This is a genomic window from Peptoniphilus grossensis ph5 (assembly GCF_000311825.1).
Lineage (GTDB): Bacteria > Bacillota > Clostridia > Tissierellales > Peptoniphilaceae > Peptoniphilus_A > Peptoniphilus_A hominis.
In genome coordinates this window covers 1-10,748 of record NZ_HE978569.1, presented here as the reverse complement: position 1 = coordinate 10,748, position 10,748 = coordinate 1, and the positions used below count along the sequence as shown (strand labels likewise).

The window sequence follows — 10,748 nt, the reverse complement described above, 5'->3', positions numbered from 1 at the left end:
GCCACTTTAAAGAAGGTCAAACTTTACAAAAAAATTTTTTATTGATATTCTTGTTTTAAGATAGAAACTGGAGGGATTTTATGATAAAAAGCATTGCACACATTGGTCTTACCGTCACAAATCTTGAAAAGTCCATAAAATTTTATAGAGATCTTCTAGGTCTTTCCTATAAGGGTTACATGTACATGGAGGGTGAATCCACAGACAAGTTATTTAATGGAGAAGACATAAGGGCAAGGGTTGCCTACCTAAGTCCAAAGGAAGGTGCTGGATGCCCCGATGTGGAGCTAATAGAGTTTGAAAGAGGAGAAGTTAAAAGGGATACTCCTTCACTTTTTAAAACTTCAATTTCAGAACTTTGCTTTGCAGTGGAAGATATTGAAGAATTTTATGCTTATTTACTTGAGAAGGATGTAAGAGTTATGTCAAAGCCACAAGTCTTTGACTCAAGTGACTATGGATTTGGAAAGAGCAAGGCAATTTATTTTTACGATCCCGATGGAAATATTTTAGAAGCAATAGAAAGCATAGACTAGTTAAAAATTTGCAAAAAAAAATCTACTGACTAAAAATCAGTAGATTATATGGAGGCGACAACCGGATTTGAACCGGTGATAAGGGTGTTGCAGACCCGTGCCTTACCACTTGGCTATGTCGCCATAACAACATTAGTATAGCAGAGAAAGATAAAAATTTCAAGATGAATTTTACATTATATTTATTTATGTAAAATTTTTTTGAAATAAAAGCCTCAAAAGTCTTTGAATAATTTTGACTCTAGGCTATGATTAGGTTAAGAAATTTTTTATAGGTGATAAGATGAAATTATTGATATTAGTTGACAACAAGAATGCCATTGCTAAGGATGGAGAACAAATTTTGTTCGTAGATGATGACCTTCACATGTTTAGGGATTATACAACAAATAATATTATTGTCATGGGCAGGCATACCCTTGATGCCATAGACAGGCAGCTCCCCAACAGAATTTCTGTAGTCTTCACTAGGTCTAATAGAGAAGACAAGAAGGATTTGTTTTATATTGATTCAATAGAAAAGTTGGAAGAGATTATGAAAAAATATCCAGACAAGGAAGTTTTTGTAATTGGCGGCGCAGAAATTGTAAAGCTCTTGTGGGATAGGCTTGATGAGTTAATTGTTACGAGAGTTGACACAGTAGTGGAAGGTGCAGATACTTTTATTCCTGTCTTTGATGATTTTGAATTAATTGATAAAAGCGAAATAAAAGATCCAACTTATAAAGTTTACCACGAAAGATGGAAGAGGATAAAATGAAAATTTTAGTTGTTGAAGATGAAGAAAGGCTTTTGGAATCCATAAGGGAGGGCTTGACCCACTCTGGCTATGTAGTTGACACAGCCCTTGACGGCGAAGAAGGGTCCTTTATGGCCTTTACCAATGATTATGACCTCATTATCTTAGACATCAATCTTCCCAAAAAAGATGGCTTTGAAATTTTAAGGGAAATAAGAGAGAGGGACAGGGAAGTCAATATTATAATGCTCACTGCTCTAGCAGATGTTGACGATAGGGTAAAAGGATTTGACTTGGGTGCCAACGACTATGTCCTAAAGCCCTTCCACTTTGAGGAGTTAAAGGCAAGGATTAGGTCCCTTCTTAGGAGACAAACGACAATAAAAAATGCAGTAATAGAAACAAGTGGCATAAGCTTTGACACGACAAAGAGGACCTTTAGCATTGATGGTGAAATTTTAAGGCTCACAGCCAAGGAAGCAGGCATCTTGGAATATTTATTTTTCAACCTGGGAAGATATGTCACAACAGAAGAGCTCATGGAGCATGTCTGGAATGACGAGGTGGACTTATTTTCTAATGTGGTGAGGGTTCATATGTCTGCTCTTAGGAAAAAACTAAAGTCAAGGCTGGGGAAAAATATTATAAGAAATGAAATTGGAAAGGGCTACATTATTGATGAAGAAAATTAAAAACCCAAAGAACACCCTGGTCTTCAAGCTGATTTTTTCCATAATTCTCATCTTTATAATAATGACTGCGACCTCAAACTACATCATAGGCAAGTATCAAGAGAAGAGAATTTTAGATATTGGCGAAAAAATTGTCCAGGAAGAAAAAAACAAGGGCGACGATTATTTCATTGTCCTTGAAGATTCAAAATTAAAATCAACGAAAGAGATAAAAAACTTTTCTCTCATGGTTATGACAGGGACAATTGCCCTTGGGTCTCTCGTTTATTATGTCTTGGTTTCAAGACTTTTAAAACCCCTAAAGGACTTAAAGGAAAAAGTTCAAGAGATCGATGTGGACAGGATAAAGAGTGAAGAAAATATTTATATGCCGGGAGAGTCCCAAGAGATTGAAGAGCTTTCCCTTGCCTTTGAAAGATCTCTGGATAAAATTTATTCAAGTTATGCCAGGGAAAAGGCCCTTTCATCTGCCATTGCTCACGAACTAAACACTCCAATTTCCATAATGAAGTCTTCACTTGAAATTTATCTAATGAAAAATAAAGTTTCTGATGGGGACTTAAAAGATCTTCTAGATAATTTTGACGAAAACATAGACAGAATTTCAAAAATCATTGAGTCCCTTTTATTTTTAAATCGCAGGGAAAATGCAGTTTTAAGAAATTTTAACCTAAGAGACTTAGTGGAAGAAGTTGCCTTTGACTTGGAGGACTTGGCAGAAGAAAAAAATGTGAAGATTATTTCCAAGTTGGAAGATAAAATAATTTATTCCAATGACATTTTGCTAGAGAGAGTCCTCTTTAACCTTGGCAAAAATGGAATACTTTATAATATTGATGGGGGAAGTCTTTCCTTTGACCTTAAAGAGGATGAAGAAAATTATTTTATAGAAGTGAGAGATACTGGCGTGGGAATCAAGGACGAAGACAAGGAGAAAGTTTTTGATTTGTTTTATAGGGTCGATGAGTCCAGAAACCGAAAGAGTGGCGGCTATGGCATTGGCTTAAACCTTGTGAAAAATATAATGGAAAAATTAAGGGGCGACATAAAAATTTTAGACAACAAAAATGAAAAGGGTGAAGTTATAGGAACAGTATTTGAAATAATTTTGCCCAAAATAAAAGAGACCCAATGAGGTCTCTATTTTAGTTTATTTCATTTATAAGTTTTTTTGAATTTATTGGAAAGATCCTATAAAAAGGATGAGATCTTATGTTTTTTATTTTAATGGGACCAAAAATCCTTGAATCCACAGATCCGTCAGGACTTCTGTTGTCACCAAGCACAAATAATTCATCGGCTTGGACTTCAAATTCACTTGTAGGAGATAGAGTATAGGGTTTTTCCTTAAAATACTTTTCTTCTAAAAGTTTCCCGTCAATATAAATTGAGCCATCATAAATTTCAACTTTTTCTCCAGGGAGTCCTACGATTCTTTTGATTAACATTTTGTTTTCCGAAGTAGATTTAAAAACAACAATGTCGCCTCTTTTAAAATCTTTTTTGAACCTGTAGAGGGAAGATGACAAAATTATATCATTGGGTTTTACAGTTGGATACATTGAAGTTTGCTGAACTCTAACTACATTAAAGAGAAAAGTTCTCATAAAAAGTGCAAGTATAACTGCAATAACTATAACTTTTATGTAAGATAAATCTTTTTTCATTATAACCTCCTTTTTTATTATAGCATTAATCACAATTTGGTAAAATGGGATTTTTTCGTGTTATAATGTTTTTGGTGAAAATATGATTATTTTAAGAAATATTAAAGTTCCCTACGACAAGGACGAAAAATTTTTGCGAGGGAAAATTGAAAAGGAATTAAATAAAAAGGACTTTGACTACAAAATTTACAAGAAATCCCTAGATGCAAGACGTGAAATTAATTACGTCTATCAAGTTTTAGTGGATTTAGAATTAAAGGACATAGATAAAAAAATTCTAAAGAGACTTAAAAATAATATCGACGAATTTCATGAAGAAAAGCTTGAAGTTAATAATCTTAACAATATAAAAACTGCAGTGGTAGTTGGAACTGGACCTGCAGGACTTTTTGCTGCCTATTTGCTTTCAAAGAAGGGCGTAAAGGTGACCCTAATTGAAAGGGGCAAGGCAGTTGATGAGAGAGTAAAGGACATTGACAGACTTCACGAGACTGGAAAGCTTGACGAAAATTCTAATGTGCAATTTGGAGAAGGTGGTGCAGGAACTTTTTCTGATGGCAAATTAACATCTCGCTCAAAAGACAAGAGGGTCTCTCATGTCTTTGATATATTTGTGGAAAATGGAGCGCCAGAAGATATTCTCTACGAGCAAAAGCCCCACATTGGCACAGATATTTTGCGTGACGTGATAAAAAATATGAGGCGTGAAATTGAGACTCAGGGTGCAGTATATAAATTTAGCGAAAAACTTATTGATTTTGACATAGAAGATGGAAAAATAAATAAAATAATAACAGACAAGGGAGAATATGTTGCTGATGCCTACATCTTAGCTATAGGAAATTCTGCGAGAGATACTTTTTCTATGCTTGATAAGTATAATTTACTTGAGCAAAAGCCCTTTGCTGTAGGCTTTAGAATTGAGCATCTTAGAAAAAATATTGAAAGGGCACAATACGGCATGATCTCCGACAAACTTCCTGCGGCAACTTATCAGCTTAATGTCACAGACAAAGACCAGGCGCATTCTGTTTACACCTTCTGCATGTGCCCAGGCGGCTATGTGGTAAACTCATCTTCAATAGAAGGTAAGCTTGTTGTAAATGGCATGTCCTATCACGATAGGTCTGGCGACAATTCAAATTCAGCCGTAGTTGCAAGTATTGATGAGAAAATTTTTGGAGAGGGAAACCTAGCTGGCATGAATTTTCAAAATGAAATTGAAAAGAAAGCCTATGACATGGGTCAGGGCAAGGCACCTGTCCAAAGAGTGAAGGACTTTATGGAAAATAGGGTGACTGAAAAACTTGGTCAGGTGAAGCCAACTTTTAAGCCAGGCTATGTCTTTGCTGATTTAAATGAAATTTATCCAGAATCCATTAATCGCGCCATAAAAAATGCCCTAAGGGTAATGGATAAAAGAGTCCATGGATTTTCAAGTGACGAGGCAATCCTAACAGGAGTGGAGACAAGGACATCTTCGCCAGTTAGGATTGTGAGAGAAAATTATAGAAGCATAAAAGTGGAAAATTTATTTCCCGTAGGAGAAGGTGCAGGTTATTCTGGAGGAATAATTTCTTCTGCCCTTGACGGACTTAAATGTGCCATAGAAATTTTAGAAGGAGACAAAAAATGTTAAATATAGTATTTTATGAGCCAGAAATTCCCTTTAATACAGGTGCAATTGCAAGGACTTGCGGCCTTACAAAGACGAGGCTGCACCTAATAAAGCCTCTTGGTTTTGAAGTTGACGATAAACATTTAAAGAGGGCAGGGCTTGATTATTGGCACCTTGTAGACATAAATTATTACGATTCCTATGATGAACTTGTGGAAAAATATCCAGACAGCAATTTTTATCTCGCCTCCACCAAGGCAAAGAAAAAATATTCTGATGTGAAATTTAAGGATGGCGACTTCATAGTCTTTGGGCCAGAAACTCGAGGTCTTCCAGAAGATTTAATTTTTGGAAACTATGACATGGCAATAAGAATTCCCATGTTAAAGGATTATGGCAGGAGTTTAAATTTGTCAAATTCTGCAAATATTATTTTGTTTGAAGCTTTAAGACAACTTGATTTTTTAGATTTGGAATAATTTTTTGAGAAAATATTTTAAATAAGGGTGGATTTATGTGAAGGAAGTAAAAATCTCTGTAAGAAATTTAATAGAATTCGTCAAGAGATCTGGCGACATCGACAGGAGATTTTTTTCCAACAAAAGAGCTGTCGAGGGCATAAGAGCACATCAAAAAGTCCAAAGGGAATACTCCAAAGATTTTTTGACAGAAGTTTTTTTGAGGACTACAGAAGAAATTGAAGACATAATTTTCACTGTGGAAGGTCGCGCCGATGGCATTGAAGTTTCCCAGGAAGTTACAGTTGACGAAATAAAATCAACTACAAGGGACCTAGAAGACCTTAAAAAGGAAGAAAATATTATGCACTGGGCACAGGCTAAGTGCTACGCCTATATCTATGCAAAAGATCATGGACTCGATGAAATAAATGTAATGCTAACATATTTTCAACTTGAAACAGAAGAAACTTTAAACATAAAAAAGACTTTTTCCTTTGGAGAACTTCGCGACTTTTTTTTGGGAACTTTAATGGAATATTTGGAGTTTTCCAAGAGAATTGTTGACTGGAAAGATCTTAGGGACCAGTCTATAAAAAAATTAAAATTTCCCTTTAAAAACTTTAGGAAGGGACAGAGGGAGCTTTCTGTTGCAGTTTATAACACCATTGATGAGGAAAATAAATTATTTGTCGAGGCGCCAACGGGCATTGGCAAGTCAATTTCTACGATTTTCCCCACAATCAAAGCCATGGGAGAAGATAGAATCGACAAGGCCTTTTATCTAGTGGCAAGGTCTACGGGGAAAAATGCTGCTAAGGATGCCCTGGAAAGACTTTTAAATAAAAAATTAAAACTAAAGATTACAATTGTCACTGCCAAGGAAAAAATTTGCTTAAATGACAAAGTTTCTTGCAATCCCAAGGACTGTCCCTATGCCAAGGGACACTTTGATAGGGTCAACGACGCCATAATAGACATTTTTGACTCCTGCGACAATTTTTCTAGGGAAAATATTGAAAAATTTGCAAGACTTCACATGGTCTGCCCCTTTGAATATCAATTGGACTTATTGGACTTCTCTGACTTCATTGTCTGCGACTACAATTACATCTTTGATCCCACAGTTTATCTCAAAAGATTTTTTGAAAACTCCATGCTCAGGTTCGCCCTCCTCATTGATGAGAGCCACAACCTCTTGGAGAGGGGAAGGGAAATGTACTCGGCAGAAGTTTTTATCGGAGACTTGGAAAAACTTTTAGACCTTCTTCCCAAGAAGAGAAAAGCTGCCAGAAAGCATCTCTCAAATGCCCTAGAAGAGTTTAAAAAACTCGGCCAAAAAACTTTTTATTCCTATGATGAATTTTTAGCCTTTAATGGAGAGGTGGAAAAGACAGTTTTTTCCATGAATGACTTCTTGACCAAGGACAAGGAAGCCCGGGGCTATGAAGATGCCCTTGACATATATTTTAAACTTTTTAAGTACATCAAAATTTTGGAATACTACAATAAAGATTTTGTATCAATAAAAGGCGAAGACTTTGTAAAAATAAAGTCCCTTGACATTGCGCCAATTTTTGAAAATATTTTGAGGACACCTAGGTCTTCTGTCTTTTTCTCAGCAACCTTAAGCCCCATAAAATATTACGGAAAACTTTTAGGAGCAGATGAAGGGACAAACTATTACAAGATAAAATCCCCCTTTGACCCGGAAAATTTACTGGTCCTTAGAAATAATAAGATCTCCACACTTTATAGGGATAGAGAAGATTCAATTGATGAAATAATTGAAAATCTTAAAAATTTTTCTGACGATGATGGAAATTATATTTTCTTTTTTCCATCCTATGCCTTTATGGAAAGTGTCTACGAAAGATACCTTGATATAGACCAGGAGGCAGTTAAGCAAGATAGGGACATGACAGAAGCTGACCGCCAAGAATTTTTAAACCAGTTTACCTTTTCTTCTAGCACAAGAGCCTTTGCAGTTATGGGTGGAGTTTTTTCTGAGGGCATAGACTTAATTGGCGAGAGACTGAGAGGCGTCGCCATAACAACTGTGGGTCTACCTGGACTTTCCTATGAGAGAAATATTTTAAAGAGTCACTTCCAAAAAAAGTACAAGAGAGGTTATGAATACGCCTATATTTATCCAGGCATGATAAAGGTTGTGCAAGCGGCAGGACGCGTCATAAGGACTGAAGATGACAGAGGAAAAATTCTCTTAATGGACAAGAGATTTTCCCTTGAACCCTACAAATTTTTGCTGCCAAATCACTGGGAAATTTATGATTTTATGGACTCAGCTGAAATAAGTGAAATCTTAAAAAACTTTGATGGAGAAGAAAATAATTAAAAGCAGAAAAAATAGAGAAAATTTATCACAAATAGCTTTACAAAAAGGGACTTATGTGGTAGTATTACTTAGTAAATTAGAAGGAGCCAAAGGCGGCTCTTTTTTTTAGCACTGGAGGTGTTTTTATGGCAGATAGAGTAGTACTTGAATGCACACAATGTAAAAACAGAAATTATGTGACATATAAAAACAAGAAGAATACTACTGAAAGATTGGAACTAAAGAAGTATTGTAAATTCTGTAAAGAACATACAACTCACAAAGAAACTAAGTAAGGAGGATTTATGGCTACTAAAACAGCACCTAAGACTGAAGAAAAAAAAGGCGGTCTAGGTAGATACTTTAGAGGTGTGAAATCTGAATTCAAAAAGGTTGTATGGCCAACTAAGGATACTGTAATCAAATATTCTATAATAGTAATTGTTGCAGTTATTTTGTCATCATTACTACTATTAGCATATGATAAAATCATAATGTTTTTATTTGGTTTTATTTATTGATTGGAGTGTTTTAGTTGGATACACAAGAACTTAATAGCAATGAAGCTTCAAAATGGTATGTAATTCACACTTATTCAGGTTATGAAAAAAAAGTAAAGGCAAACATGGAAGCTATGGTTCACAATCGTGGTATGGAAGATGTCATCTTCGACATTAGAATTCCTATGGAAGACTATGTTGAAACTAAGGATGGAGTTTCCAAGGCAAAGGAAAGAAAGATGTTTCCATCTTATGTCCTTGTAAACATGATTATGAACGACGAAACTTGGTATCTTGTGAGAAACACAAGAGGAGTAACTGGTTTCGTTGGACCAGCTTCAAAACCTGTGCCACTAACAGATGAAGAAGTGTTGCTACTAGGAGTTACCGATAGCAAAGAGTTATTCGATAACTTCGAAGTAGGAGAAGTTGTCAAAGTTATTAATGGACCATTTAAAGATTTGGTAGGTAAAATCGACAGCTTCAATTACGACAAAGCTAAGGTTAAGGTATGTATCTCAATGTTTGGAAGAGATACAATTGTTGAATTGGATTTCAATCAGATTATTAAAGAGTAAGAAATGTGTGGGAGGGTAAACCCGCATTACCACAAGGAGGAAATAAAATGGCAAAAAAAGTCATAGCATTAGTAAAATTACAAATTCCTGCAGGAAAAGCTACACCAGCTCCACCAGTTGGTACTGCACTAGGACCACATGGTGTAAACATCATGCAGTTCACAAAGGAATTTAACGCAAAGACTCAAGATCAAGCAGGTATGATTATCCCTGTTGTTCTAACAGTTTATCAAGATCGTTCTTTCACTTTTATCACAAAGACTCCACCAGCTGCAGTTCTTATTAAGAAAGCTCTTAATATGGCTAAGGCAAGTGGTGAACCTAACAAGAAAAAAGTTGGAAAATTGACAAAGGCTCAAGTAGAAGAAATAGCTAAAACAAAGATGCCTGATCTTAACGCAGCAAGCGTTGAAGCTGCTATGGAAATGATCGCAGGTACAGCTAGAAGTATGGGTATAGAAGTAGAAAGATAAGTGGGAGGCTAGGCCGCAAGTACCACGAAGGAGGTAAATATGCCAAAAAGAGGTAAAAAATATCAAGATAGCGCAAAGCTAGTAGATAAATCAAATTTATATGATGTAAATGAAGCTCTTGACTTAGTTATAAAGACTGCTAAGGCAAACTTTGACGAAACAGTAGAACTTGCAGTAAGACTTGGTGTTGACCCAAGACACGCTGACCAACAAGTAAGAGGTACTGTAGTTCTTCCTAACGGAACAGGTAAACAAATTAGAGTTCTTGTTCTTGCAAAGGGAGAAAAAATTAAAGAAGCAGAAGCAGCAGGTGCTGACTATGCAGGTGGAGAAGAATTAGTTGAAAAAATCCAACACGAAAACTGGTTTGATTTTGATGTAATTATTGCAACTCCAGACATGATGGGCGTAGTTGGTAAAATCGGTAGAGTTCTTGGACCAAAGGGACTTATGCCAAACCCTAAATCAGGTACAGTTACATTTGATGTAGAACAAGCTGTAAAAGAAACTAAAGCAGGTAAAGTTGAATACAGAGTAGACAAGGCTGCAATCATTAATGTTCCAATCGGAAAAGTTTCTTTCGGAGTTGATAAACTTGCTGAAAACTTTAAGACAATTGCAGAGGCTATAATAAAAGCAAAACCAGCAGCTGCAAAGGGTCGTTATTTAAAATCAGTAACAGTTGCATCAACAATGGGTCCTGGAATTAAAATCAATGGACAAAAATTAATGGAAAAATAAAAACACCTAAGATAAACCCCTCAACTTCTTATGAAGCAGGGTTTTTTTTAAAGGACTTAAGTTTAAACTTAAGTCCTTTTTTATGAGAAATTTTTAAAATTAACTTTGTGACAATTTTATGAAATCTTAATTTCTTTAAGAAAAAAAACTTGCAATTAAAAAAATAAAAAGCTATAATATCAAATGTTGATTTAAGTATTTTACGGTGGTTACCGAAATTTTCAGGTAGTTTTTATCTGATGCTAAAGTTTACGAATTAAGAGCCTTCTATCTGCCTGATGTGGTAGATAAAAAGCTAAAAAGTAACTATTACGCTCAGAGTTTTTACAAGAAAAAATCAGCAAATAATAAAGCATCAACACCACGAGATTGCAAAAGTACGAAGGGTTATCCTTACGACCGACAGCAGTC

At 35.5% G+C, this 10,748-nt stretch carries 13 protein-coding genes and 1 tRNA gene; 12 read left to right on the top strand and 2 right to left on the bottom strand.

The annotated features are described in order from the left end of the window. Window positions 1-80: 80 nt before the first annotated feature. The gene (locus HGPG_RS08565) at window positions 81-536 is read left to right on the top strand and encodes a VOC family protein (protein WP_019125669.1); all 456 of its coding nucleotides are present in this window, start codon (window positions 81-83) and stop codon (window positions 534-536) included. Between the two features lie 49 nt (window positions 537-585). Here the strand turns inward: HGPG_RS08565 and HGPG_RS08560 are convergent. Next, window positions 586-659 (bottom strand) — tRNA-Cys (locus tag HGPG_RS08560). A 160-nt stretch (window positions 660-819) separates the two neighbouring features. Between HGPG_RS08560 and HGPG_RS08555 the strand changes: the two genes are divergently transcribed. From HGPG_RS08555 to HGPG_RS08545, 3 genes are read left to right on the top strand one after another with little or no spacing between them, the layout of a single operon-like run. After that, entirely contained in the window at window positions 820-1,296 is a 477-nt protein-coding gene (locus HGPG_RS08555) for a dihydrofolate reductase (RefSeq protein WP_019125668.1), read from the top strand. Continuing rightward, window positions 1,293-1,967, top strand: coding sequence for a response regulator transcription factor (locus tag HGPG_RS08550; protein ID WP_019125667.1), 675 nt, complete (start codon window positions 1,293-1,295; stop codon window positions 1,965-1,967). The genes HGPG_RS08555 and HGPG_RS08550 overlap by 4 nt, the downstream gene beginning before the upstream one ends. Then, on the top strand, window positions 1,954-3,102 hold the full coding sequence (locus HGPG_RS08545; RefSeq protein ID WP_019125666.1) for a sensor histidine kinase: 1,149 nt from the start codon (window positions 1,954-1,956) through the stop codon (window positions 3,100-3,102). The genes HGPG_RS08550 and HGPG_RS08545 overlap by 14 nt, the downstream gene beginning before the upstream one ends. A gap of 10 nt (window positions 3,103-3,112) precedes the next feature. On the opposite strand, the gene lepB is transcribed toward HGPG_RS08545, so the two are convergent. Further along, on the bottom strand, window positions 3,113-3,634 hold the full coding sequence (gene lepB / locus HGPG_RS08540; RefSeq protein WP_019125665.1) for a signal peptidase I: 522 nt from the start codon (window positions 3,632-3,634) through the stop codon (window positions 3,113-3,115). Window positions 3,635-3,716: 82 nt separating this feature from the next. Between lepB and HGPG_RS08535 the strand changes: the two genes are divergently transcribed. From HGPG_RS08535 to rplA, 8 genes are all read left to right on the top strand, one after another. After that, window positions 3,717-5,273, top strand: coding sequence for an NAD(P)/FAD-dependent oxidoreductase (locus HGPG_RS08535; protein ID WP_019125664.1), 1,557 nt, complete (start codon window positions 3,717-3,719; stop codon window positions 5,271-5,273). Further along, entirely contained in the window at window positions 5,267-5,731 is a 465-nt protein-coding gene (locus tag HGPG_RS08530) for a tRNA (cytidine(34)-2'-O)-methyltransferase (protein ID WP_019125663.1), read from the top strand. The genes HGPG_RS08535 and HGPG_RS08530 overlap by 7 nt, the downstream gene beginning before the upstream one ends. A gap of 37 nt (window positions 5,732-5,768) precedes the next feature. Continuing rightward, entirely contained in the window at window positions 5,769-8,066 is a 2,298-nt protein-coding gene (locus HGPG_RS08525; protein WP_019125662.1) for an ATP-dependent DNA helicase, read from the top strand. A gap of 125 nt (window positions 8,067-8,191) precedes the next feature. Continuing rightward, entirely contained in the window at window positions 8,192-8,341 is a 150-nt protein-coding gene (gene rpmG, locus HGPG_RS08520; protein WP_010242627.1) for a 50S ribosomal protein L33, read from the top strand. 9 nt (window positions 8,342-8,350) lie between these two features. Then, on the top strand, window positions 8,351-8,566 hold the full coding sequence (secE, locus tag HGPG_RS08515; RefSeq protein ID WP_019125660.1) for a preprotein translocase subunit SecE: 216 nt from the start codon (window positions 8,351-8,353) through the stop codon (window positions 8,564-8,566). A 14-nt stretch (window positions 8,567-8,580) separates the two neighbouring features. Further along, the gene (gene nusG / locus HGPG_RS08510) at window positions 8,581-9,123 is read left to right on the top strand and encodes a transcription termination/antitermination protein NusG (protein ID WP_019125659.1); all 543 of its coding nucleotides are present in this window, start codon (window positions 8,581-8,583) and stop codon (window positions 9,121-9,123) included. A 47-nt stretch (window positions 9,124-9,170) separates the two neighbouring features. After that, a complete protein-coding gene (gene rplK / locus HGPG_RS08505) occupies window positions 9,171-9,596 on the top strand; it encodes a 50S ribosomal protein L11 (RefSeq protein ID WP_019125658.1) in 426 nt (141 codons plus the stop codon). Between the two features lie 39 nt (window positions 9,597-9,635). Further along, entirely contained in the window at window positions 9,636-10,337 is a 702-nt protein-coding gene (gene rplA / locus HGPG_RS08500) for a 50S ribosomal protein L1 (protein ID WP_019125657.1), read from the top strand. The last annotated feature ends 411 nt before the right edge of the window (window positions 10,338-10,748 follow it).

Excerpts from the sequence above, each read along its gene's own strand:
- HGPG_RS08565 (WP_019125669.1), top strand. The coding sequence starts at position 81 with ATGATAAAAAGCATTGCACACATTGGTCTTACCGTCACAAATCTTGAA.
- HGPG_RS08555 (WP_019125668.1), top strand. The coding sequence starts at position 820 with ATGAAATTATTGATATTAGTTGACAACAAGAATGCCATTGCTAAGGAT.
- HGPG_RS08550 (WP_019125667.1), top strand. The coding sequence starts at position 1,293 with ATGAAAATTTTAGTTGTTGAAGATGAAGAAAGGCTTTTGGAATCCATA.
- HGPG_RS08545 (WP_019125666.1), top strand. The coding sequence starts at position 1,954 with ATGAAGAAAATTAAAAACCCAAAGAACACCCTGGTCTTCAAGCTGATT.
- lepB (WP_019125665.1), bottom strand. The coding sequence starts at position 3,634 with ATGAAAAAAGATTTATCTTACATAAAAGTTATAGTTATTGCAGTTATA.
- HGPG_RS08535 (WP_019125664.1), top strand. The coding sequence starts at position 3,717 with ATGATTATTTTAAGAAATATTAAAGTTCCCTACGACAAGGACGAAAAA.
- HGPG_RS08530 (WP_019125663.1), top strand. The coding sequence starts at position 5,267 with ATGTTAAATATAGTATTTTATGAGCCAGAAATTCCCTTTAATACAGGT.
- rpmG (WP_010242627.1), top strand. The coding sequence starts at position 8,192 with ATGGCAGATAGAGTAGTACTTGAATGCACACAATGTAAAAACAGAAAT.
- secE (WP_019125660.1), top strand. The coding sequence starts at position 8,351 with ATGGCTACTAAAACAGCACCTAAGACTGAAGAAAAAAAAGGCGGTCTA.
- rplK (WP_019125658.1), top strand. The coding sequence starts at position 9,171 with ATGGCAAAAAAAGTCATAGCATTAGTAAAATTACAAATTCCTGCAGGA.
- rplA (WP_019125657.1), top strand. The coding sequence starts at position 9,636 with ATGCCAAAAAGAGGTAAAAAATATCAAGATAGCGCAAAGCTAGTAGAT.